21 protein-coding genes are annotated in these 22,379 nt (G+C 60.7%); 6 read left to right on the top strand and 15 right to left on the bottom strand.

Annotated elements, in window-relative coordinates; genetic code table 11:
- Nucleotides 1–8: 8 nt before the first annotated feature.
- The 11 genes from NKH36_RS05680 to NKH36_RS05730 all read right to left on the bottom strand — a co-directional run bounded on the left by NKH36_RS05680 (nucleotide 9) and on the right by NKH36_RS05730 (nucleotide 11,125).
- On the bottom strand, nucleotides 9–605 hold the full coding sequence (locus tag NKH36_RS05680) for a histidine phosphatase family protein (protein ID WP_352957990.1): 597 nt from the start codon (nucleotides 603–605) through the stop codon (nucleotides 9–11).
- Nucleotides 602–1,705 carry an inositol-3-phosphate synthase gene (locus NKH36_RS05685; RefSeq protein WP_352958030.1) on the bottom strand — a complete coding sequence of 368 codons (1,104 nt, stop codon included), beginning with the start codon at nucleotides 1,703–1,705 and terminating at the stop codon, nucleotides 602–604. Before NKH36_RS05685 ends, NKH36_RS05680 begins: the two co-directional genes overlap by 4 nt.
- 151 nt (nucleotides 1,706–1,856) lie before the next feature.
- Nucleotides 1,857–2,006 carry a hypothetical protein gene (locus tag NKH36_RS05690; protein ID WP_352957991.1) on the bottom strand — a complete coding sequence of 50 codons (150 nt, stop codon included), beginning with the start codon at nucleotides 2,004–2,006 and terminating at the stop codon, nucleotides 1,857–1,859.
- A gap of 174 nt (nucleotides 2,007–2,180) precedes the next feature.
- Entirely contained in the window at nucleotides 2,181–3,227 is a 1,047-nt protein-coding gene (locus NKH36_RS05695; RefSeq protein ID WP_352958031.1) for a UDP-glucuronic acid decarboxylase family protein, read from the bottom strand.
- Between the two features lie 23 nt (nucleotides 3,228–3,250).
- Entirely contained in the window at nucleotides 3,251–4,360 is a 1,110-nt protein-coding gene (locus tag NKH36_RS05700; RefSeq protein ID WP_352957992.1) for a CgeB family protein, read from the bottom strand.
- The gene (locus tag NKH36_RS05705; RefSeq protein ID WP_352957993.1) at nucleotides 4,357–5,451 is read right to left on the bottom strand and encodes a CgeB family protein; all 1,095 of its coding nucleotides are present in this window, start codon (nucleotides 5,449–5,451) and stop codon (nucleotides 4,357–4,359) included. Before NKH36_RS05705 ends, NKH36_RS05700 begins: the two co-directional genes overlap by 4 nt.
- On the bottom strand, nucleotides 5,448–6,578 hold the full coding sequence (locus NKH36_RS05710; RefSeq protein WP_352958032.1) for a CgeB family protein: 1,131 nt from the start codon (nucleotides 6,576–6,578) through the stop codon (nucleotides 5,448–5,450). Before NKH36_RS05710 ends, NKH36_RS05705 begins: the two co-directional genes overlap by 4 nt.
- Before the next feature lie 2 nt (nucleotides 6,579–6,580).
- A complete protein-coding gene (locus tag NKH36_RS05715) occupies nucleotides 6,581–7,681 on the bottom strand; it encodes a glycosyltransferase family 4 protein (RefSeq protein WP_352957994.1) in 1,101 nt (366 codons plus the stop codon).
- Nucleotides 7,666–8,958 carry a TIGR04295 family B12-binding domain-containing radical SAM protein gene (locus tag NKH36_RS05720; protein ID WP_352957995.1) on the bottom strand — a complete coding sequence of 431 codons (1,293 nt, stop codon included), beginning with the start codon at nucleotides 8,956–8,958 and terminating at the stop codon, nucleotides 7,666–7,668. The genes NKH36_RS05715 and NKH36_RS05720 overlap by 16 nt, the downstream gene beginning before the upstream one ends.
- Entirely contained in the window at nucleotides 8,955–10,022 is a 1,068-nt protein-coding gene (locus NKH36_RS05725; protein WP_352957996.1) for an NAD-dependent epimerase/dehydratase family protein, read from the bottom strand. The genes NKH36_RS05720 and NKH36_RS05725 overlap by 4 nt, the downstream gene beginning before the upstream one ends.
- The gene (locus NKH36_RS05730) at nucleotides 10,019–11,125 is read right to left on the bottom strand and encodes an NAD-dependent epimerase/dehydratase family protein (RefSeq protein WP_352957997.1); all 1,107 of its coding nucleotides are present in this window, start codon (nucleotides 11,123–11,125) and stop codon (nucleotides 10,019–10,021) included. The genes NKH36_RS05725 and NKH36_RS05730 overlap by 4 nt, the downstream gene beginning before the upstream one ends.
- A gap of 291 nt (nucleotides 11,126–11,416) precedes the next feature.
- Between NKH36_RS05730 and NKH36_RS05735 the strand changes: the two genes are divergently transcribed.
- Nucleotides 11,417–11,686, top strand: a complete 270-nt coding sequence (locus NKH36_RS05735; RefSeq protein ID WP_352957998.1) for a hypothetical protein — start codon at nucleotides 11,417–11,419, stop codon at nucleotides 11,684–11,686.
- Between the two features lie 123 nt (nucleotides 11,687–11,809).
- Here NKH36_RS05735 and NKH36_RS05740 read toward each other — a convergent pair whose 3' ends face one another.
- The gene (locus NKH36_RS05740) at nucleotides 11,810–12,406 is read right to left on the bottom strand and encodes a response regulator (protein WP_352957999.1); all 597 of its coding nucleotides are present in this window, start codon (nucleotides 12,404–12,406) and stop codon (nucleotides 11,810–11,812) included.
- A gap of 1 nt (nucleotide 12,407) precedes the next feature.
- Nucleotides 12,408–12,605: a hypothetical protein gene (locus NKH36_RS05745; protein ID WP_352958000.1), complete on the bottom strand. Its 198-nt coding sequence runs from the start codon at nucleotides 12,603–12,605 to the stop codon at nucleotides 12,408–12,410.
- Nucleotides 12,606–12,770: 165 nt separating this feature from the next.
- Here NKH36_RS05745 and NKH36_RS05750 point away from each other — a divergent pair, with 165 nt between their 5' ends.
- Both NKH36_RS05750 and NKH36_RS05755 read left to right on the top strand, forming a co-directional pair.
- Nucleotides 12,771–15,869, top strand: a complete 3,099-nt coding sequence (locus NKH36_RS05750; protein WP_352958001.1) for a CheR family methyltransferase — start codon at nucleotides 12,771–12,773, stop codon at nucleotides 15,867–15,869.
- The gene (locus NKH36_RS05755) at nucleotides 15,866–16,225 is read left to right on the top strand and encodes a response regulator (protein ID WP_352958002.1); all 360 of its coding nucleotides are present in this window, start codon (nucleotides 15,866–15,868) and stop codon (nucleotides 16,223–16,225) included. Before NKH36_RS05750 ends, NKH36_RS05755 begins: the two co-directional genes overlap by 4 nt.
- A gap of 18 nt (nucleotides 16,226–16,243) precedes the next feature.
- On the opposite strand, the gene NKH36_RS05760 is transcribed toward NKH36_RS05755, so the two are convergent.
- Nucleotides 16,244–16,627: a GFA family protein gene (locus NKH36_RS05760; RefSeq protein WP_352958003.1), complete on the bottom strand. Its 384-nt coding sequence runs from the start codon at nucleotides 16,625–16,627 to the stop codon at nucleotides 16,244–16,246.
- Nucleotides 16,628–17,085: 458 nt separating this feature from the next.
- On the opposite strand from NKH36_RS05760, the gene NKH36_RS05765 reads away from it, so the two are divergent.
- The 3 genes from NKH36_RS05765 (at nucleotide 17,086) to NKH36_RS05775 (ending at nucleotide 21,635) form a co-directional block, all read left to right on the top strand.
- Complete coding sequence (locus NKH36_RS05765; protein WP_352958004.1) at nucleotides 17,086–17,304, top strand: hypothetical protein; 219 nt, start codon at nucleotides 17,086–17,088, stop codon at nucleotides 17,302–17,304.
- Between the two features lie 1,472 nt (nucleotides 17,305–18,776).
- Complete coding sequence (locus tag NKH36_RS05770) at nucleotides 18,777–21,296, top strand: caspase family protein (RefSeq protein ID WP_352958005.1); 2,520 nt, start codon at nucleotides 18,777–18,779, stop codon at nucleotides 21,294–21,296.
- A gap of 15 nt (nucleotides 21,297–21,311) precedes the next feature.
- Nucleotides 21,312–21,635: a hypothetical protein gene (locus tag NKH36_RS05775; RefSeq protein WP_352958006.1), complete on the top strand. Its 324-nt coding sequence runs from the start codon at nucleotides 21,312–21,314 to the stop codon at nucleotides 21,633–21,635.
- A 60-nt stretch (nucleotides 21,636–21,695) separates the two neighbouring features.
- Here NKH36_RS05775 and NKH36_RS05780 read toward each other — a convergent pair whose 3' ends face one another.
- Nucleotides 21,696–22,271 carry a DUF6931 family protein gene (locus tag NKH36_RS05780; protein WP_352958007.1) on the bottom strand — a complete coding sequence of 192 codons (576 nt, stop codon included), beginning with the start codon at nucleotides 22,269–22,271 and terminating at the stop codon, nucleotides 21,696–21,698.
- Nucleotides 22,272–22,379 lie beyond the last annotated feature (108 nt).

The raw sequence follows: 22,379 nt of genomic DNA on the forward strand, positions 1-22,379 counted from the left end.
AATCCTCGTCAGGCGGCTTCGTTCAATCGGATCAGCTTGGAGCCCCAATCACCCGAGACGACCGTGGTGATCGAAGCGGGATCGATATCGAAGCGAAAACAGTCTCCCAGCGGCAAGCCGAGCACCTTGCAGACGGCGGCTTTGATCACGTCGGCATGGCTGACCAGTGCCACTGACTGGTTCTGGTAGCGTTTGCGAAGCTGCTGCATCAGCGAGGTGACACGTTGCTGCACGTCCAGCATGGTCTCGCCGCCCGGCGTCCTCGCCTGCTGACGCCTGCTGTTCCACACCCGCCAGTCGGCGTCCTGGTTCAACTCTTCGAAGGTCTTTCCCGACCACGCGCCGAAGTCGATCTCATCGAGCTCTTGGCAGATCGTAACCTTATCGGGACTGCAGGCGACTGCGATCGGTTTCGCGGTTTCCAGTGTTCGTTCGCGCGGGCTGCAACAGATGACTGCTAGCGGCTTCGGTGCCATGTGGCCGGCCAGGCGCAAGGCTTGTGCCCTGCCGGTGTCGCCAAGGCAAACTCCGGCCATGCGTCCGGCAAGATAGTCGCCGACATTGTCGTGCGCCGCATGGCGGATCAAAAAGAATGTCGTCGTCATTCCGCCGCATCGAGCATCGGCTCGTCCTTCCCGGCGATGAAAGACAGCGTGCGCAGGCGCGCCTCGGCATCGGTGAATTGCTCGGGCGGCGACTTCATGAAATAGCTGCAAGGGCCGGTCAGCGCCCCCGCGATGCCGCGGTCGAGCGCCAGCTTGGCGCAGCGGACAGCATCGATAACGACCCCGGCCGAGTTGGGCGAATCCCACACTTCCAGTTTGAGCTCTGCATTCAGCGGTACGCCGCCGAACGTCGTGCCTTCGACCCGGATGTAGGCCCATTTTCGATCGGTAAGCCAAGGCACATGGTCGCTGGGGCCGACGTGGATGTTACCGGCCTCCAGGGGAACGTCGAGCTGGCTGGTTACGGATTGTGTTTTAGAAATTTTCTTTGATTCCAGCCGCTCGCGTTCCAGCATGTTGAGGAAATCGGTGTTGCCGCCGAAATTCAGCTGGTAGGTGCGGTCGATGCGGACGCCGCGCTCGCGGAACAGATTGGCGAGCAGCCGGTGCACGATCGTCGCGCCGACCTGGCTTTTGATATCGTCGCCGACCAGCGGCAGACCGCGCTGTTCGAAGCGCCGGCGCCATTCCGGCCGCGACGCGATAAAAACCGGTATGCAGTTGACGAAGGCGCAGCCGGCCTCGAGCGCGCACTCGGCGTAAAAACGCGTAGCCTCTTCCGAGCCGACCGGCAGATATGAGACCAATACGTCAGCGCCGCTTTCCCGCAGCAGCGCGCTGACATTCGCGACCGGCTCTTCTGCCTCTTCGATTTCATCGCGCAGATATTTGCCGATACCGTCGAGCGTTGGTCCGCGCTCGACGCGAACGCCGGCTGCTGCGACATCGGCAAAGCGGAAGGTGTTGTTGGGTGCATTGTATATAGCTTCCGCCACATCACGCCCAACTTTGCCCTTGGCGACGTCGAAAGCACAGACGACCTCGATGTCATCGACATGATAACCGCCGAGATCGGCATGCATCAGGCCCGGTATCGGCTCATTACCTCTGGCGTCCTGATAATATGAGAGGCCCTGGACAAGGGAAGACGCGCAATTGCCGACGCCGGCTATTCCAATCCGTACCTTTTTTGATCCCACGAAACTGCCGCCATCGCTGTTGAAGGTAAGTTCCTCGCGCCGAACTGCCAGCTGCCGGGAATGTTCCTTGCGACCTGGAAAAATCACGAATTCCATGGCGGATCAAAGCTGCGCGCTGTTTCAGGCTGCCTGGGCCTGAGCGCCGCAAGCCTCAGTCGAGGCTTCGCAGCATATCCGCTTCTTTTTCTAGGATAGTGGCCACTTCCTCGCGCTCAAGATGCGTCATCATCAGGCTCACGCAGCATTCAAGGTAGGTGATCGAGGCACGTCTCAGAAAGGCAGCCGTTTCCCTTGCGGCCATTTGCTCGATGTCCTTGGCGGCTCGCTTTCGATGCACGGGCTCCGTCCTCCATGCGGTATCATGGCCCAACGGCGAGCTCGGCTGGATGTTCCCACAATGAGAAAAAATGAAAGCCCGTGTTGGGATGGTCGCGGTCTCACCACGACCATCCCGGGCGCATAGCTCTCCCTGACTTCAAGCCGGCAGGTTTTGCAGTCGGCCTGAAGCGGACTTCACGCTTGTCGCAATTGGGGAAATTCGATCCTCGTTACGGCCGGCTTCGAGTTCCATAAAATAGCTGATCGTCTGCATCAGACCTTGCCTGAGTGGCACCTTTGGCGACCAATCGAGAAGGGTTTTTGCTCGGGAAATGTCCGGTTGCCGCCGGCGAGGGTCGTCTTGCGGCAGTGGCAGGAATTTGAAGACCGAGTTGCTGTGGGTCATGTCTCTCACCAATCCGGCCAGTTGAAGAACGGTGAATTCCCCGGGATTGCCCAAATTGACCGGTTGGCGCGGATTGGGATCGACATCCATAAGGCGAATCAGACCGTCAACCAGATCGGAAACGTAGCAGAACGACCTGGTCTGCAGCCCGTCGCCGAATATCGTCAGTGGTCTCTTCTCGAGGGCCTGCATCACCAGGTTCGAGACAATCCGGCCGTCGGCAGGATCCATCCTCGGACCATAGGTGTTGAAGATGCGTGCGACCCGGATGTCGCCCATCTCGGTTCTCAAATAATCGAAGCACAAGGTCTCTGCGGTCCGCTTGCCTTCGTCGTAGCAGGCACGAGGACCGGTGCAGTTCACGTGACCGACATAGTCTTCCCTTTGCGGGTGCTGTTCGGGATCGCCATACACTTCGCTTGTCGATGCCTGCAGGAAGCGCGCATTGTTTCGGGCGGCGAGCTCAAGCAGATTGAGCGTTCCGATCACGCAGGTTCGCGTGGTGTGAACCGGATCGGCTTGGTAGCGCGGCGGCGATGCGGCGCACGCCAGGTTGAAAATTCGGTCCACCGGCTCAGCAAGGTCCAATGGTCGGCAAATATCCTGCTCGATCAACCGGAAACGAGGACGGTCCATCATCGAGACGATGTTTTCCATCCGGCCGGTAAGAAAATTGTCGACACAGATCACACGGTACCCAGCCTGAAGCAGTGTTTCGCAAAGATGCGAACCGAGGAAACCCGCGCCGCCGGCGACAAGCGCCGTTTTGGTCCGTTGCGTCCTTCTTGATTGCCGCATCTCTACTTTCTCCTGTCTGCCGGTCATGCTGCACTTTCGATGTCCAGATCGAGAGCTGGACGTGCCGATCTTGGCCGCGCCAGCAGCGAAACGAATTCGCGGGCTCTCGCGGCGCCCGTATGTGCTGCCAGTATCGTTTCGCGTGCTCGCTTGGCCATAGCCAGCCTGACGCGGTCGGATTGCCTGGACAGGATATCGATCACGTCTTCGGCTTGGCCGGCCGTATTGATCGTGGCTGTCGGAAAGAAGCTATCCAGACCGGTCCAGCGATCGCTGATGATCGCCGTGCCACAGGCAGCCGCCTCGAAGAGGCGTACGCTGGGAGACCATCCAGCCGCTATCATGGAACTGCGTGTGACGTTCAATGTGTAGCGCTGGCGGCTGTAAAAAGCGGCGTGATCCGCCGGCGGCAAATGCTCGATGCGATCGACGTTGCTCGGCCAGACGGTCTCGGACGGGAATTGCGAGCCGGCCACGACGAAGCGACGGTCCGGCATGCGTCTTGCCGGCTCGAGCAGGAGAGCATCCAGCGTCGCCTGCCGGTCCGAGCTGTAGGTACCGAGATAGCCAAGGTCCCAGCAGATCGGATCGGTCGTTTGGCGGTGCCGCTCAGGGTCGACGGAGCAGTAGAGCGGCTCGGCGCGCCGTGCACCGAAGTCCGCCGCCAAACGGGCGAGCGTCGGCCCGCCGGTGAATGAGAAATAGACATCGAAATACGGAATCTGCCGTTGGCATATGTAGTCGCAATCATTCGCGGCGAGCTTTGCCAGCGTGACCGGCGTGTCGATGTCGTAGAAGCAGAACTGGCCCGTGCACAGGGACGCGACAATGTCGATGACGGCTCGCCCCTCCGGGACGAAGGACCCAACCACCACGACATCGGCCCGCTGCAGGCAGCGGGCATACGTCCGACGAAGATCGTTCGTCGTTTCATAGTAGCGCAATGTGCAGAAATCCGGGTCGCGCAGATCGCGATGGTTTGCATACCATGGCACGTCGCGCTCGAGGAAGGTGACGCGATGGCCGAGTTCGTGAAGGCCCTTCAGCAACCCGCGAAAGGTCGTGGCGTGGCCGTTTCCCCATGAAGAGGACAAAGACAGGCCAAGAAAGACGATATCGAGCCGCTTGGTCATTCCGCTGCCTCCACGGTGGGGCGCTCGAAATGACGCCTGAAGACAGCGTCGGCCACAGCTGCTCTTAACGCATAGGTATGCTCCGCGAGAACACGTCGAAGCGCAGATGCGCCGATCGCCTTTGCCCGCTGGGGTGTGAGGGTCCGCATGATTTCGGCGACATCGTCGCCGTCGCGCGCCACCAGGATCTCTTCCCCGGGGACCAGGAACAATTCGACGCCGAGCCAGGCGTCGGTGATGAGGCATGCGCCGGCACCCGCAGCCTCGAAGACGCGCGTGGCAGGTGAAAAGCCGTTGGCGGCCATGCTGTCGCGGCTGATGTTGAGCACCGCCTTGGGTGTGACATTGAACGCATTATGATCGCGCGTCCCGACGTGGCCGAGCCATGCGACATTCGCCGGAAGCTGCTTGTCACCCCAACCCGATCCGCCGAGTAGGAAGCGCTGATCGCCCGAACGGCTGGCCGGATCCAGGAAGAAGGCTTCGACGCGTGCTTCACGGTCCGGCAGGCGGTTGCCGAGAAAGGCGAGATCGCAAGCGAAACGCTTATCCTTCGCGACCGGATGATGCGTTTCGGGATCGAGCGCATTATAGATCGGCACGCACTCGGCCGCCCCCAGCGCACGGTAGGCCCAGACGACCGGATCGCCGCCGCCATAGGTGAGGACAAGGTCGATCTCCCGCAACGCGCGGTGCATGGGGTGGTCCGGCTCGTCGCGCAACTGGCCCAGAGTTGCCGGTGCATCGACATCCCAGAACACTGTCAGCGCATCGGTGCGGGCGTGATCGAGCACCGCACGCAGCAACGCCTCGTCCTCGAAGCCTACTCCGCTCGCCTTGACGACGATGTCGGCTTCAACAGCGCTTGCTGCCACCTGCATCAGCGCATGTGGGGTCGCCTCGTAGACGACGACGTTGCACCAGTCCGGTGCCTCGATATCGCGGTTCTTCTGCCTATCGTAGACGTCCGGTTCATAGAAAGTGATCTCGTAGCCGAGCTGAGAAAGAGCCTTCAGCAAGCCGCGGTAATAGGTCGCCGCGCCGTTCCAATAGGACGACAGCAGGCTCGATCCATAAAATGCAATCTTCATGCGACTGTCTCCTCTGTGGCGGTGGTATGGATGGCTGGGCGATTGTCGCATTCGGCGAGCACGCCGAACAACTCGTCCGCCCGGTGCCGGCAAGTGTGCCGCCTCCCGATGGTTTCGAGGCCGGATTTCACCAGAGAAGCGGCCAGGTCAGTATCGTCCAGGACGTTGCGAAGATGACGACCCATCTCGGATCCGTCGCGCGCGAAAAGGAAGTCGATGCCTGGCCTGAAGAGTTGCTCGACATCGGCCCAAGGCGCCGAAATGAGCGGGATGCCACAGGCGAGCGCCTCGAACATGCGGATCGTCGGGATTCCGGGTAGGCTCTCCCGATAGGGGCGCCGCGGGATGTGGACGGTAACGCGGTGGACCGCGAAGGCCTTGGGCACGTCGGCATTGGCAATCCAGCCTTCGTGATCGAGGCCGGCGGCGGCAAGATCGGCGAGCGCTTCGCGTGGATAGCGCACGCCATGAACAGTGCCGCTCAGGCCAAGTTCTTCCACCGGATCGATCAGGAATTCCTTGATTTCGGCACTGCGCTCGTCGTCGCCCCAGTTGCCGATCCAGATCACGTCGGATGTAGGGTCGATCTCTGGGTGCGGCTTGAACATGCGCTCATCCGCCGCCTCGTGCCAAGTGAAAGCACGTTTGCCCCAGCCAGCGCGCAGATAACTTTCCCGCAACGCTTCGCCGAAGGCGAGCACCCCGTCATAATGCTCCAACCGCAGAGCCGAGATCGCCTGCGTCGCCGAGACGGCGCGATGATGGGTGTCATGGAACAGAAGCGTGAAACCGCCTCTGTTCGCCTTTGCCCTGCCGATGCGCGCGACAAGGTCGGGGTCAGTCCATTCGTGAACGATCACCACATCGGCGTCGGCAACCCAGCCTTCGTGATCGAAGGAGGCGTCGTAGGTCACCGGCATCAGCTCCGGAAAGTCCTTTCTGAAGCGCTCGACCGCGAAGGGTCCTTTCTCGGCCAGCAGGTTCGAACGGCTCCAGCCGTCTGCGGGCTCCAGCGCGATCGCCTGGTGCCCACGTGCAACGAGCTCCCGCATGATGCCGCGCAGGAAATGTGCGTTGCCGTGATTCCAGTCGGAAACGACCGAATGGGTATAGAACAGGAACCGCATCATCAGCGTTCCGCAACGGCCAGGGCGGCCCGATCATAGATGTCGTGCATGGCCGCCGCTTGCCTTGCCGGTGAAAACTTGCGCGCTCGGCGTGCGGCGGCATCGCCGAGACGGCGCCTATATTGGGCGTCGCCGGAGAGACAATCGACACATCTGGCGAGATCGCGTGGATCATGGACGTCGTAGAACATAGCCGCGCCGTTCCACAATTCGCGATAGGTCGTGATGTCGGCAAGCACCAATGGTGTTGCGGATGTGGCTGCCTCCAGCACGGCAAGGCCGAAGGGCTCGTAGACGGACGGCGATACGAAGATGCCGGCCCGCGCCATCAACAGACGCACCTCATCGTGGCAGACAGAACCCAGAGGGACGACGTTGCTGAAATTGGCGCGTTGCCCATCGGCACCCTGCAGCGGCCCGGCAGCGAAGACCGGCCATTTCGTCAGCGATGCTGCCTGGTCCAGCGTAGCTGCATTCTTTCCTTCATCCCACCAGCGCGCGGCGGCGAGAACCACTGCTTCCCGTCTGTCGGCCTTTGGACCCGGTTGGGTGCCGTTGCTGACAACGCTCAGGCGAGCGATCGGCCCGTAGCAGGCCTCGAGCATGTCGGCATGGCTGCGGCTGGGCGCGATTACCGCATTTGCCCAATCGAAACCGCGTCTGTTGCGGTCCTTCTGCCAGCCCCATTCGCCGTCCACAGCCTGTCCTCTGACGGCGTGGAGCCACGTCACAACGCATGAATGCGAAACCGCCACGACCGGGCACGGCACATCAAGTCCCACGGCCTGAGTCGGTGCATTGAGATGGACGAGGTCGATCGCGTAGTCGCGAACAAGTGCGCGCAGTTCCTGCGGCAATCTTTCCAGATCGCCCTCATTGCGGGTCATCCAGTCCGGCGGTGTCTTGAGCCACGCCAAGGCCGCGAAAGGCTCCGCCTCCTTCACCTGTTCCTCAGACGGTTCCGGCCCTAACCCGGCGAGGACGATGCTGTTGCCGCCGCGAGCCAGTTCCCGCGCCAGATCAAGCGCGTAGCGCCAGACCCCGCCGACGGCATCGACGGTCATCAGGATTCGCCGCGAGCGCCGGATCAGTGACTGCAACATGTCGCCTCCAATTCGGCCAGCGCACGCGGACGCTTCTCCTGGATGTCGCTGAATGTCCGGAACGAGGCCAAATAATGCTCGTGGGCGCGCTCCCAGGCGAGATCGTCGGGCTCGCCCCAAAGCTCGCGATAGCTGGGCGAACTGGGGTAGGGATAGAGCGGCACCGGTTCGTTGGCCCACACACCGCGGTCGATGAGGTGCTTGCGCCAATGATCCACCAGAGCGGGATCGTCCTCGACCACGCCGATCAAATTGGCCTGGACGAACGGAACGTGACGTCGTGCATCGACCAGCAAAGCGGCCAGTTCCTCGGTGCCCAGCCGGCAACGCTTTGCCAGCATGGCCCGGCCTTCCACGGTCAGGCTTTCAAGGCCGGCTTCAATGGAAACGCAGCCGGCCGCACCGAGCAATTCGAGGAGATCCGGTTTCCAAAGATCGATCCGGGTCTGCACGCCGAACTTGACGTCACGAACGACCAGTGCCTCCAGCAGCGCCTTCTGCGGCAGGAAGATCTCGTCGATAAAGTAGACATAGCCGACGCCTTGCCCGATCAGCCGATCGATTTCGGCGATGATCGCATCATGGTTCCTGCGGCGGTAGGCGTCGCGGAAATCGATTTTGGCGCAGAAGCTGCAATTGTAGGGGCAGCCGCGGGACGCCTCGACTTCCGCTCCGAAACCCACCTGATCGTCGTCGAACCGGTGGTGATGGTGCGAATGCGCGGCAATCCAATCGGACGGCCAGCTGAGAGGCGGATGATCGACAAACGAACTGGCGTGGACGCCGCCATTGCCGACAAGTTTTCCCTCGTAGAGATGAGCCGTGTGGGGCACGGCTCTCCAATCGTCACGGCGGGCGAGTTCGGCGACGACCTCTTCGCATTCGCCGCGCACGACGACATCGACGCCCAGTTTGCGCAGCGTCGGCGCCGGCGTCGCCGAGCCATGCGGTCCGACAGCCACTGTGCGGCCGCCGCGCCCGGCGAGGCGGTTGAGGAAGTCGGCAGGCACGCGCAGCTCGGGTGGCGCGCAGCGCCAGAACAAATAGGTCGGCGCCGTGCTGACGACGGTCATGGCTGGTGAGAAAGCGGCGACGCGATCGGCAAGTGCTGCGTTGTCCAGCTTCTGGATTTGCCCGTCCAGCATCAGCACCTGATGGCCGTCGGCCTCCAGCAGGGCTTTCGAGTAGCCCAGTTCCAGCGGCAGATGCGGCTGGCGGCAGCCGAAATAGATACTGTCCTCATAGGTCCAGAACGGGTTGACCAGGGCGACTTTCATGCCACGTACCTCGCTGGTTCAGGCTCGAGGCGATGACGCTGGAGCCAGTCGGCGAGATCGCGGACGCCGTCGCGCCAGGAGACATGCGCGTTCCAGCCGAGCGTCACTTCTATCTTACGGGTGTCGGCGACAAAGAAAGGTTGGTCGCCGGTGCGTTCCCGGTCGTAGCGGATCGAGAGCTTCCGCTCAGCGAGCTCGCCGATCTCCTCGAGCAGCATGCGCAGGCTGATGGCGTTGCCCGGTCCGCCGCCGAGATTGAATGCCTGCCCCTTGATGTCGTCGATCCTGGCAAGTACCTCGCGATAGGCCGCAACGGCGTCGGAGACATGAAGGATATCGCGCACCTGCTTGCCGTTGCCGTAGATCGTGATCGGCCGGCCGGAAAGCGCGCTAAGCAGAAAATGGGCGACCCAGCCCTGGTCCTCCGTGCCGAACTGGCGCGGCCCATAGATGCAGCTCATGCGCAGGACCGCGGTCGGCAGATCGTACGACTTGGCATAATCGAGCACGTATTGATCCGCCGCGCCTTTGGAGCAGCCATAGGGCGTGCAGAAATCCAGACCGCAGGTCTCGTCTATGCCGTTGGCGCGGATGCCGGCGTCGCAGGGTACGCACCGATCGTCCTCTTCGCGGACTGTGACATGGGGCAGGCCGCCATAGACCTTGTTCGTGCTGGCGAAGATCACGGGAATGCGTCTGCCGCTCCGGCGAGCCGCTTCCAGGACGTTGAAGGTTCCGCGAAGATTGATGTCGAAATCTTCGCTTGGCTGGACGAGGCTCGTGGTGACGGCGGTCTGCGCGGCGAGATGGAATATCGCCTTGGAATGCGCCAAAAGCGGCGCCAGCACGTCTCCGTCCCGAACATCCGCGGTTTCCACGGCAAGTTGATTGCCGTGCTTCTGCGCCAGCCAGGCCAGGTTCTGATCGACGCCCGGACGGCTGAGATTGTCGATGACCAGCACCGGCACTCCATCCGACAACAGGCTGTCGGCGAGGTTCGAGCCGATGAAGCCACTGCCGCCGACGATGGTAACCGGCGCTTCAGAAAAACCGTCCGGCCTCATGATACCAGTCCTCGCTCTTCGAGCTCCCGTTTCATGTCAGCGCCGCGGTCGATGGCGACCGTGTTGCGAACCCATGCGACGAACTCGCCGAGTGAATCCTCCAGCCGGTGCTGAGGCTCGAAACCGAGCAGTTCGCGCGCCTTCGAGATGTCGGCGAAGCAATTGCGGATATCGCCGGCACGCGCCTTGCCGAGGATTTCAGGCAGGCGTTCCGGCACACCCATAGCATCGGCGAGCAGCCGAGCGACCTCGCTGATCGCATAGGCCCGTCCACTGCCTATGTTGATAACGTGGCCGCGCGCCTGGCGTTGTTCCAGCGCCAGGCGGAAGGCACGGGCGACGTCGCGCACATGCACGAAGTCGCGCTTCTGCTCGCCATCTTCGAAAATCATCGGCCGCTGGCCGTTGGCGAGGCGTGAAGCGAAATTCGCCAGAACGCCGGTGTACGGGTTTGACAGCGCCTGTCCGGCGCCGATGACGTTGAACAGGCGCAGCGCCACTGCGTCGACGCCATAGGCTTCCCCAAAGATCAGAACGGCGCGTTCCTGGGCGTATTTCGTCAGTGCGTAGATAGAGGCGAGATCAACCGGCTTTTCCTCGTCCGTCGGCAGCGGCGACAGGGTTTCATCGGCCGCCGACAGCGGATTCCATTGCCCGCTCTTGATGTCGTTCGCCTGCCGGCGTGCATTATCGACACGCCGACCGCCTGGCGTGGCATAGAGACCCTCGCCGTAGACGCTCATCGATGAAGCGACCACGATCCGCTCGACGTGACGTTTGATCAACGCTTCAAGCAAAGTGGCGGTGCCGAGGTCGTTCGCGCCGACATAGCGGGCGATCTCGTACATGGACTGGCCGACGCCGACCTCGGCGGCCAGATGGATGACGGCGTCGACGCCTTGGAGCGCCTCGGCGACAGCGTCGCGATCGCGAACGTCGCCTTTGATCAGTTCGGCTCCTGCCGGCAGGCTGATCGCCTCGCCGCTGTGCACCTGTTCCAGCAGCGCATCGAGAATGCAGACAGTATAACCATTTTCAACGAGTTCCTGGACGACGTGGCGGCCGATGAAACCGCACCCTCCTGTAACCAGTATGCGTTTCACGACAACTCCTTACGCAGATGGCCTTGGCGCCCCGAACTGTTTGACAAAAGGTTTGTTCCCTCTGCTTCAACAAAGATGGTTTTAGGGAGGCTGCAACCTGAGGTGAACGAATAGCGAACGAGCTTTGGGCCATGCGCTGGAACATTGCAGCTTCTTTGGGGTTAGGGGCGCTCATCCGGCCGTGGGCCGGAAGGAGTGGCTGGCAGCTATCATCGAAGCTGTATCGCGTAGCAAGCCAGCCTGATCATGAGGCTCACACGCCTGCAAAGCCTGGATCAATAGGAGATTTCAATGTCTGAATCGAAGACAACCACCAATCATGACGAGATCCGCCAATGGGCCGAAGATCGTGATGGCCGACCTGCGGTTGTACGAACCAAGGGCGAGGGCGGCATCTTGCGGATCGATTTTGGCGAGCCCGAGGAGAAGCTCGAACCCATTGAATGGGATGAGTTCTTCCGGATTTTCGACGAGAACGGTTTGGCCTTCCTCTACCAGGACGAAACCGGTGGCGGGAAAACCAGCCGATTCAACAAATTCGTCGACCGCAAGAACGGGTAAGGAGGCTGCTTTTGTCACGACGTTGGGGTAGCTCTTAAGGCGCGCCTCGCATTACGATAGAGGTCTTTCCAGTCTTTCCAGCCTCAACCATAGGTTTAGCGGTGGTGCCGAACGGTTGCAGCGTTAATGCAACAGGCTCGTTCCGCCCGATTTGGCAATGTTTCGCATGATGCCGTTCAGCCAATCTTCGGTCGACAGACCGGCCCGCCTCCTGTCGATCTCGCCGATGGCGCGCTCCAGCGTTCGTTCGACCAGCCGGTCGGAAGCACCAACGTCGCCGAGAAGCAGACGCGCCGCAAGCCTGAGCTTCGGCAGCAGTGAAAAGACATTGTCGGACAAGTTCACGCGAGGGTCACCAGCCAAGCCCGATCTTTCCGGAGGAAACAAGGCATCAAAGACGGCGTAGCTATCCGACGATTTTCGAAGATTGCTGGCGTGGCGGAGACGTTCGGGAATGATGATGTCCTCGTCACCGCTGAAAAAGACGAAGGGAACGTCGCGGCGCATCAGTTCGTCTGCGATCGGAAACACAGGCCGGCCATTGAGATTGATGTCGAGGATCGCTGCCTCAGCTACCTCGGTATGCATAGACGCGTGTTCGACTGTCGCCGCAGGGCCGAGGACCACGGCGCCCATATTTCGGAAGTATCTTGCAAGATCGCCGGCCAATCCCCAGTCGTCTTCGACGATCAGGATGTGCACCCCTCGGAGATCGCGCACCTCATCGTCCTTTCTTGGAGCGAGATTTCCAATTGTCCGCGCGGACTTGTTCAGAATGTTCCTGCAAGGCTGCCTGCAATCGTTTCGCCAAAACCAGCATCCGGGGCGGAATGGGTTCGTTTCCCGGCAAGCCCAGCAAATCCGAAGCCGGCAAAAACGCTTTTTTTGTCAGCTTTAGGTCAGGTGCGCGTTTTGACATTGGGGTTTCCACAAAGGTCCCAACCTTAACGCCGTCTGCACGGACTTGTTCCGGCCCCCTTGCGCGTTATATGATGGCGTTGCGTTCAGCCCGGTCGTGGGTTTGGGTCGATTTGGCGGCCTTGTCGTCTAGGCTGTTAACCGAGGGCTTGCGGTGACATCCCAGATGAAGAAATTTCCCATTGTGGGAGTTGGCGCGTCAGCCGGCGGCATCCCTGCAATGGAAGGGCTGTTCAAAGGCATGAGCGGGCAGCCCGGCATGGCGTTCGTCATCGTCACCCATCTCAGTCCCGAGCGCGAAAGCCTGCTTCACGAGGTCGTCGGACGTTACACGCAAATGCCGGTTGCCGTCGTCGAGGACGGCACCACTGTTCTCTCCGACCACGTCTATGTGATGCCGCAAAACGTCGTTCTCACGATTGAGAAGGGAGTGCTGCACCTGCGGCAATCCAACGTGCTCAGCCGTGAGCGCAAGCCTATCGATATTTTCTTTAGCGCGCTGGCCGAGGATCAGGGCGAATATGCGGTCGGGATCATTTTATCAGGCGGCGATTCCGACGGCACGCTTGGCGCGAAGGCAATCAAGGAGCGTGGCGGCCTGACGGTCGCCCAGGCCCCGGACGGCTACGGTCCGCGCAATCCGGACATGCCGAAAAGTGCGATCTCCAGCGGGCTGGTCGACATTGCGGCGCCGGCCGAAGAGATTGGTGCGAAGCTCGAGGGGTTCGCCCGTAGCTTCGATCTGCTGAACGGAGTCGCCGAGGACGGCCGCCAAGAGACATCGGAAATGGCTCGGCTCCGCGATGAGATCTACGGCATTCTGCAGGGCCAGTCCGGCCATGATTTCTCCGGCTACAAGACCAAGACATTCCTGCGTCGCATAAAGCGGCGCATGCAGATTGCACAGCTTGATTCGATTGCAGCCTATGTCGAATGGCTGAAGAAAGACCCTCGCGAGGTGATGAACCTCTTCCGCGATCTTTTGATCAATGTCACCGATTTTTTCCGTGATCCGGACGCGTTCAAGCTGCTCGAGGAGAAGGTCATACCGCAGCTGTTCGAGGGCAAGACCGCCAGCGACTCCGTCAGGATCTGGGGGCCTGGCTGCGCCACCGGCGAGGAGGTTTTCTCCATCGGCATGCTGTTGCGCGAACACCTTGAGACGCTTCCGGTTGTGCCGCGCGTCCAGATATTTGCGACTGATATCGATGAGCCGGCGCTTGCGGTGGCGCGCGCGGCGCGCTACCCGGCGGCATTGCTGCAGGGGCTCTCGCCCGAACGCAAGCAGCGTTTTTTCAGCAGCGACGGCGAGAGTTACGTGCTCACCAACGAGGTACGGGAGCTGTGCGTCTTTTCCCCCCACAGCGTCGTCCGCGACCCACCTTTTTCACGCATGGACATGGTTTCATGCCGCAACCTGCTGATCTATTTCGGCTCGGACATCCAGAACCGGGTCATTCCGATCTTCCATTACGCGCTGAAGCCGGGCGGGTATCTTTTCCTCGGCACGTCCGAAAGTGTCGGCCAGCACGACAACCTCTTCGCCACCGTCGACAAGAAGCAGCGGATTTTTCAGGCGCGGGAACATGCCTCGCCACATATAAGGCTGCCGATGCTGATCGGCGATAGCCGTTCGGGGGCCTTCATGGCCGAAGGCACGGGGTCGAAGAAAGGGACTTCCAGCTATCCGCTTCGGCAGGCGGTCGAGGCGCAGGTGCTGGAGCGTTTCGCGCCTCCGCATGTTGTGGTGAATGGTGATGGTGACGTAGTCTACTATTCGGCCCGGACCGGCAGATATCTCGAAGCGCCGCAAGGCATTCCGAGCCGGCAAGTGCTGACTTTGGCCCGTCACGGGCTAAGGCTCGACCTGCGTGCGGCGTTGCGGGAAGCCGCCACGACGCGCCGCACCATCGTGCGGGAAAACGTCGTCGTCGATGAGGAAGAAGAACGGGTCCAGTTGATCAAACTCACTGTCGAGCCCTTGGCGGAACGCGGCAAGGGCGAGCGGCTTTATCTTGTCCTGTTCGAACCGTCGGGGCCGGTGCAGGCGCGGACCGATGTGGAACGCGAGAATCGTGACGGCGAAGGCACTGCCGATCTCGAGCGGGAGCTGCGCGAAACCCGGGAGCGACTGCAATCGACGATCGAGGAGTACGAAACCGCACTGGAAGAAGTGAAATCGGCGAACGAGGAACTCGTCTCGGTAAATGAGGAGGCGCAGTCGAGCAATGAGGAGCTTGAGGCCTCGAAGGAGGAGATGCAGTCGCTCAACGAGGAGCTCAACACCATCAATTCGGAACTGACCAACAAGATAGAGGAGCTCGACCGCGCCAACAGCGATTTGCGGAATCTGTTCGAGAGCACCCAGATCGCAACCATTTTCCTCGACCGCAATCTGGTGGTGCGGACCTTTACCCCGGCGGCCTCGTCTTTCTTCAGCCTGCGTCCCTCCGACGTCGGCCGGCCGCTGACCGAGCTTTCAGGCCAGCTCGACTATCCCGAGCTGAAACAGCATATCGATGCCGTCTTCGAAACCGGAGAGACCCTGAACCATCATCTGGCGCGCGACGACCAGGGCCGGTTCTATATGGTTCGTATCAATCCGTATCGCGATAAGGACAACGGGATCCAGGGCGTCGTGGTCACACTGGTCGATGTCACCACCTTGGCCGAGACGGAAGAGCAAAACCAGGTGCTCATTTCGGAGCTGAACCACCGCGTCAAGAACATGCTGGCGGTGGTCACCAGCATCGCCAACCGCACCCGTGAAAGTTCGGAATCGAAGGAAGAGTTCGCCGAAGCGCTGATCGGTCGCTTGCACGCCATGTCGCGGGCTTACGGTCTGCTGTCGAAGGAACGCTGGAAAGAAGCTTCGATCAACGAACTGCTGCATCAGGAACTCGAACCTTTCAGCATTGACCGGTTCGAGCTCGACGGCGCCGAAGTGAAGCTTAGCCCGCAACAGGGCCTTTCCCTTAGCATGGCCATTCATGAACTGGCGACCAACGCCGCTAAATATGGCGCGCTGGCGAAGCCGCAAGGCAGGGTGGCGTTGAAGTGGTCGGTAGATGGCGACGTTTTCGGGCTTGCCTGGCGCGAGAGAGATGGGCCGCCGGTCAGAAAGCCCGAAGTTAACGGCTTCGGGCTTTCGCTGTTGCAGGGCGAGATCGGCTACCGGCTGGGCGGAAACGTCGAGACCGCCTTCAATCGGGATGGTCTTGAGGTCCAGGTAACATTTCCGATGATGCGCAAGGAGACGCCGTGAGTGACCCGCTGCGCGTTCTGGTGGTCGAGGATGAATGGCTCATCGCCGAGGACATAGCTACTTGTTTGCGCGCTTCGGGACATCAGGTGATCGGCCCAGCCCCTTCGGTGGCGGCGGCCCTTGGCCTTATCGGCGAAAATCATGTCGACGTGGCGCTGCTGGATGTTCAACTGCATGGCGAAACGAGCCTGGCGATCGCAGAAGAATTACAAACCCGCCACATTCCGTTCGCGTGTCTGACCGGATTTGGGCCGCGCGATGTTCCATCGGCCTTCGCCAACTTCAAATTTGTTCGCAAGCCGGCAGATCAGACTGCCATTTTGAGTGCCTTGGCTGAATTGGTCCCGGCGTCCTAGCTTGTTTCAGCAGCCTCGTCATGGATCGGAAGGCCGAAAGCGATCGCCGGCAAATTGCTCCGCCCAAGGCAATACCATGAGCCATTTCTCGCGGCGCGGTACCCACAGCTCATACTCGGGAATGAGGTCGCTCGGAGCCATGTCAAGCGAACCAAGCATGATCTCCGCCTCATTGTCCCGCAGGCGATATGCGACCCGCATTGCGGACAGAAGCTGCGTTTGGCGAACGTCTTCATGTCCTTCATAGGCTGAGATGGGCCAGACGCCGAACGGCATGAAAAAGCTGCCGCTGGCGCGGCGGCAATCCTGACAGTGGCAGATTCCCACGCACAACGGAGCGCCGCTTACCTTGAAGCGAACAGCGCCGCACTGGCATCCGCCGTCCCGTTCGACCTCCGCCATCGCCCTTCAGTCCAGGGGCTTTTCGGTCGGCCGCGGTGTGGTGCCTTTCTGGCGCGGCCGGCCGGCATTGCGATTCGCCACCGGATTGTCCAGCGGAGAAGTCGAGGGTTTCGATGTTCCCGCAGTCTTTGGCGTCGGCGCTCTCGCGCATCCGTATCGTTGGCGTCCCGCCTAGGATGTCGCAAGCCGTCGGCATTCGCCTGCCGAATTGCCGGCTTTGATGTGGTACTCTTGTTGGCCATGGCGTCTCCTTCCTGCTGCGAGGGAAAGAACGGATGGGTTCGTTCGCCGTTCACAGCTCTTACCTGTCAACCGCCGCCACGGTGCGAAGTTCCACGACCTGCAGCTTGAGACGTCTGCTTCGGCGCAACATGCTGCGAGGCATTGCTCCTGCTCATCCAGGGTGGATGGGAACCATTTTCGCTACTGGCTGTTCGGCTCGCAGGAAGGAGCCGGACATGGAGCGACGTAACGCTATACTTTCGCTGGTGATAGCAGCGGTCATTATCGTCGGCTTTCTCATTGGTTTTCTGTATGCCGATATGGGCTGGCGTACCGCGCCGCTCAAAAGAGCCCCTGAGCAAAACCAAGGCGGGAACGCCCCGGCCGACACCTCGCCTGCCGCGGGGATCAAGAAGAACCCCAAAGAGAATACCGAGATGCCGGATCTGCAATAACCGCGATCCTTCGGGCAGGAATACAAACCGGGGAGCGGATTGGCGACAAGCTGGATAGCCTCCACCCAACGCCGGGAATCAATCGCTGGATCGGTTTTGCAGGTGATGTCAGACTTACCCAGACCGCTGATTCCTGGCTGCCAACGCAGCGGCCTCTTCGTCCGTCACTGAAATCTTCCCTGCGAGTGTAAGCCATTTTTGATATTTGCGTATGGAACCACGCTGTGCTCAGGCTCCATGGATGATAACCGGCCGATCCAATTACTTCTCAGCGATGCATCTTGATTGGCTTTCGCTGCGAGCCACTCCGCCCGCTCCCGCGTCAAGCCGATAAGGCAAGTGCCAGCGAAGTCCGCAGGCACATCCACGGTGGTATCGAACACGGCCCATGTGTTGGTCGGTTCCTGAACGGGCAAAAACCTCATAACAGCACCTGCTAATATGCAGTACAAACTTACGGACGGAGCATTGTTCCGGCATCAACCAAACGAAGGAGAGTTTTCGTTTTGACACGTGCGGCGGGTTGAGCCTCGGGCGGGCAAATTGGTCCATACCTTCTGCATCGCGGCTGCGACGTCGCCGATATAGGGTGGCAGATATCGACGAGCGAACGCACCGGCTGATGTAGTTCACCGGCTTTCTAAAATCGCAATTCCGAAACCTGCCGGGAGCCCGCCAAGCGGCGGGGCTTTTGCGCGTCAGCTATCCGCCTTCAGTGCTTCATCTTGCGGATAGTCGACCTCAGCGTATCCCTCAAGGAACTGTCGGCTGGCTTGGGAGCGCTGCTCGGAACAAGGAATCCACCCTTCAGCAACTCTAGGGCGTCGAGTGCCTCGTCATCCAGCAAATTTGTCAGCGCCACCCCGTCTGCGAAGACAACCCTATCGTCGTCTATGTCGTAGACCTCCCAAAGCCCTTCCTTGTTTCTTCGAATGGCGTGCCGATGCTCCATAAGAAGACGCTAATTGAGTCTTGGAAATGTTGGGTAGAGAAAATCAGGGGTAGACCGATATTAGTAGTGGAAAACTCGGGCGCTCTCTGACGCGTTGCGCGTGTACGGAGGTCAAGAGTGCAGGGCGGCGGTCAGGCCTGGCAGGCGGCAGTGCACGTTCGTCGCTGGGACGAAACATAGGTGCGCCAGCACGAGCTGTATTTTCTCCGGGCATCGCCGACCACAACCGAGCTGCAACTTGCTACGATCAAAATGCCGGCCGCGCGTGGTCCGAGGGGATCAAGCAGCGAGGTCGAGAAACCGTCTGACAATCATTGCGGACACTCGGCCTCTGATGTAATTTAGGGTCTGATCAAGTGAGGAATTTACCGCTGTCGCGACGGCTTTTCTCTCTTTTCTGTCTCGGCAGATAGCATGCTCTCTAACGGACCTTGGCACTGCAAGCTGTGTTCTTGTGGTCGAGGTAACAGCGGTTAAGGGATTTGCCATGCTCCGACGTTGCGGATTCGTTGCGGCATTGATGCTCGCAAGCTTCACGACTTTCGAGGCTTCTGCAGTCGAACGAAGGGTCGCCTTTGTAATCGGTAACTCCGATTACAAGGAAATCTCGGCCCTTAAGAACCCGGCCAAAGATGTGGTGGACGTGTCCAACACGTTTCGAGCGGCTGGTTTTGATGTTTTCGTCGCCAGCAATCTTACAAAGCTGCAATTTGAAGATCAGTTCCGCAACTATCTTGCCGCCGTGGACGGCGCGGAAGTGGCTGTCGTCTACTATTCCGGTCACGGCTTTCAGATCGGCGGCGAAAATTTCCTGATCCCTGTCGATGCCTCGTTGAAAGATGCGGCGGACGTCGAGGTCCAGGCAATCAAGCTGAACGACGTGCTGCAGCAGATGCGTTCGAAATCGAAGATCCAGGTGATTATCCTCGATGCCTGTCGCAACAATCCATTTCCTCGCAAGGACTATTGGCTCAGGGACCAGCTTCTTACCGCCAGCGGCACCGGCCTTGCGCAAATAAGAAGCTCACTGAACACGCTGATTGCGTTCGCCACCGAACCCGGCGCAGTTGCCTATGACGGCGCAGGCGACCTCAGCCCATTTTCGTTGGCGTTTTCTCGCCGCGCCTTGGCCCCGAACCAGGAGATCCGCACGGTCATGTCGGCCGTCCGCCGGGATGTGGTTGAGGCTACCAAGGGCCTGCAGGTTCCCTGGGAGAACTCTTCGCTGATCGACGAAGTCGTTCTGATGCGTCGCAGCAGCCGCCCCTCTCTACCGCCGGTGCTGGAGAAGGTCGTGCTGTCGGGGGTCGGGCCCGTCGATCTGAACCTCCCGGAACCGGTGGAGGTCGATGGCGGATCAATCACCGTCAGCATCGAAAGACCGCCCGCCTTGGGACGCCTGATGCTGAATGGCAAGGTTGTCGAAGCGGGGGATCTGATCCAGGGCAAGGATCTGCCGCATTTGCAGATGGATGTCCCCAAGGGAGTTGGCGAGCCAGAAGAGATGGATATGCTGGCCTACGCCGCACGCGACAATTGGGGGGGCGAAGCCAAGGGCATGCTGGTGTTCCGGGTCAAGAGCGGCGAAGGAGCCGAGGGCGAACAGGTGATGGCCGCGCTCGAAGCCGAGCAGAAGCAGCAGGTGCTGCAGCGCGGCATTCATGTCACCGGTGCGGCCGAGGCGATCGAGAACCGGGACGTCGACGTTCCGGTCGGCGTCGGCGCCGTTGCTCTGAACCTGGACGTCCCGACAGACGATGCGGCGGTCAGCCTGAAAGTCACAAACTATCCGGCAACGGGAACGCTCTCCCTGCCGGATCGGACCCTGTCGCCCGAATCGAGCTTGACGGTCGGTGAAGTAGAGGGACTGCGCTATGAACCCCAGATCGGAGCCAGTGCACCGGTCGAGATCGCCTTCGAAATTCGGGCGGACAGCGCAGCATCCAAACCCGCCAAAATGAAACTGTCGCCGAGCGTTGATCCGTGCGACTTGGCTGCCGGCGAACCTCTTGACCTTCAAGGCGTTGTCCCCGGCCTGCTGCCAAATGAAATCGGCGCCGACGCGGTGAAGCTCTGCGAGGCTGCTGTGAAGGCGTACCCCGATGTCGGCCGCTTCCGCTACGAACTGGGGCGCGCGCTGCTTGCAGCCGGCAAGGTCGACCAGGCCAGGAAAGCCATCCAGCAGGCCGCCGACAGAGGACACGTGCGCGCGGTGTTCGAGCTCGGCTACCTCTACGCGACGGGAACGGGCCTGGCTGTCGACCGCAAGCAGGCCAACACCTTCTACGCGGCTGCAGCCGACAAGGGTGATCCCTACGGGATGACGTCGTGGGGCCGTGCCTTGTTCCATGGCTACGGCGTCGAGCGCGACACCAGCAAGGGGCTGGACCTGCTGCTCAAGGCGGCGGCGATGGGGCACACCTATGCCATGAACGATCTCGGCGCGATCTTCACCGAAGGCCGCAACGGCGTGCCCGCCGATCAGGCCCGTGCCGTTGCCTTCCTGGAGGCTGGCGTCGAGCGGCAGGACATGTATTCGATGAACCTGCTCGGGCGGAACTATCTGTCCGGCGCGGGCGTCGAAAAAAATCCGAAAACGGCGCTTGCCCTGTTTCAGAAAGCCACCGAACTCGGCCAGCCTTACGCTCCAAGCAGCCTTGCGCGCATGTATCGCGACGGCGTCGGGGTGGAGCGAAACCCGGCAGAAGCGCAAAGACTGTTCGAGATGGCTGCCAGGCGGGGCGACCCGTCCGGTGCCTTCGATCGCGCGGTTCTCGAAATGGAAAAGGGTGAAAAGGCCGATCAGGCCACCGCGGTCCGTTTTCTTGCATTTGCGGCCGCACTGGACACCCGCGACCAGCTGCCGGAAGCCCGGACGAACCTCGCAAATTTCGGCACGAAGGTGAAAACGGCAGCATTAAAGCAATTGCGCCGGGAGCTCAGGTCGAAGGTCCCCGCGTCCGGTTCGCTGGACAGTCAACTGGTCGGCGCGGCCAGGAGGGTCTGGGAAGAAGCCAACCCGCGTCGGGATGTGTTTTAATCGATCAGGAGGCAAATGGTGCACAGGACATTCAAGCAAGCAATCGTCGGAACAACCCTGTCCGGCATCCTGGCGGGGCTCACAGGCTGCACGTCCTTGATGCCACCCGAACCGACGCCGCTGGTGGAGACGTCACCGCCGAAGGTCGTTCGCAGGACACCTGTAGAGCAGAAGGTCGTCAAGGCCGCTCCCAAACGGGTGGTCAACAAAAAAATCATCAAGTCGGTTGAGGAAGAGCCTGCCGCGCCTGTCGTGATCATTCCTGCTTCGGGCGGTGGGGGCGGTGGGGGCGGCGGTGGGGGCGGCGGTGGGAGCGGCGGAGGCGGCTGGGGCGGTTGACCGACGAACATTGAGCGGCAGCCGGAAATTAGGGCAAGCAATCTGAATCCAGACCGCAGTCTAGTATGCATCCGCTGATTGGCGCAGCGCCTCGATCTCCGCCATCTGAATGCCCATTTCGACAAACGCCGAAAGAACTGAAAAACGGTCCTCCAATGCAACGCGTGCCAGTCCGGCCAGAACCCCCGCACTCACAGCGCGGGCGGCTGGCTGCAAGGCCGATACCGCTGACGTCTCCATAGCTGCACCATTGCCATGCCATCCTGCAGCCAGGGCAATCCAGGCGGCAGGCGTTGTTGGCGGCATTCCTGCCGCAGCCTCGCTCACTTCTGGGCGATGCTGAGGGCTATCCGGTTCGCTGACCCAGTCACGAACAAGCGCGAGCAATTCCTGATCCCTGCTGTCGAGCAGAACGGTGAGGTGGCTCAGGCATTCATGTGCCCACCACACCGCAGCCCGCTCGGGAAGCAGATATGCACAGAACGTAATCGCCTCCTCGGGCACCCGCCCGGCAAGAAGCGTACGGCAAAATTCGATTGAAGGCTGTTCGGTCGGAAGTGCTACCATGTCCCTGGAAACAGCGGGGCAGGCCATGAAAAGGTCCCGTGCCGTTTTGAATCGAAGCTCATTGGCCATGGCGCCACGCTTTCACTGGGGAACAATCGACACTGAAGCCCTCGACAGCGCGCGGGTCAAGTCTCAGTCATAGCAAGATGCAACTGCCTTCCACTACTCGTATGGTTG

The organism is Mesorhizobium sp. M1312, assembly GCF_040318115.1.
Classification (GTDB): Bacteria; Pseudomonadota; Alphaproteobacteria; order Rhizobiales; family Rhizobiaceae; genus Mesorhizobium.

Coding starts and splice junctions, on each gene's coding strand:
- NKH36_RS05680 (WP_352957990.1), bottom strand. CDS start 605: ATGACGACGACATTCTTTTTGATCCGCCATGCGGCGCACGACAATGTC.
- NKH36_RS05690 (WP_352957991.1), bottom strand. CDS start 2,006: ATGGCCGCAAGGGAAACGGCTGCCTTTCTGAGACGTGCCTCGATCACC.
- NKH36_RS05695 (WP_352958031.1), bottom strand. CDS start 3,227: ATGCGGCAATCAAGAAGGACGCAACGGACCAAAACGGCGCTTGTCGCC.
- NKH36_RS05700 (WP_352957992.1), bottom strand. CDS start 4,360: ATGACCAAGCGGCTCGATATCGTCTTTCTTGGCCTGTCTTTGTCCTCT.
- NKH36_RS05705 (WP_352957993.1), bottom strand. CDS start 5,451: ATGAAGATTGCATTTTATGGATCGAGCCTGCTGTCGTCCTATTGGAAC.
- NKH36_RS05710 (WP_352958032.1), bottom strand. CDS start 6,578: ATGCGGTTCCTGTTCTATACCCATTCGGTCGTTTCCGACTGGAATCAC.
- NKH36_RS05715 (WP_352957994.1), bottom strand. CDS start 7,681: ATGTTGCAGTCACTGATCCGGCGCTCGCGGCGAATCCTGATGACCGTC.
- NKH36_RS05720 (WP_352957995.1), bottom strand. CDS start 8,958: ATGAAAGTCGCCCTGGTCAACCCGTTCTGGACCTATGAGGACAGTATC.
- NKH36_RS05725 (WP_352957996.1), bottom strand. CDS start 10,022: ATGAGGCCGGACGGTTTTTCTGAAGCGCCGGTTACCATCGTCGGCGGC.
- NKH36_RS05735 (WP_352957998.1), top strand. CDS start 11,417: ATGTCTGAATCGAAGACAACCACCAATCATGACGAGATCCGCCAATGG.
- NKH36_RS05745 (WP_352958000.1), bottom strand. CDS start 12,605: ATGTCAAAACGCGCACCTGACCTAAAGCTGACAAAAAAAGCGTTTTTG.
- NKH36_RS05750 (WP_352958001.1), top strand. CDS start 12,771: ATGAAGAAATTTCCCATTGTGGGAGTTGGCGCGTCAGCCGGCGGCATC.
- NKH36_RS05760 (WP_352958003.1), bottom strand. CDS start 16,627: ATGGCGGAGGTCGAACGGGACGGCGGATGCCAGTGCGGCGCTGTTCGC.
- NKH36_RS05765 (WP_352958004.1), top strand. CDS start 17,086: ATGGAGCGACGTAACGCTATACTTTCGCTGGTGATAGCAGCGGTCATT.
- NKH36_RS05770 (WP_352958005.1), top strand. CDS start 18,777: ATGCTCGCAAGCTTCACGACTTTCGAGGCTTCTGCAGTCGAACGAAGG.
- NKH36_RS05775 (WP_352958006.1), top strand. CDS start 21,312: ATGGTGCACAGGACATTCAAGCAAGCAATCGTCGGAACAACCCTGTCC.
- NKH36_RS05780 (WP_352958007.1), bottom strand. CDS start 22,271: ATGGCCAATGAGCTTCGATTCAAAACGGCACGGGACCTTTTCATGGCC.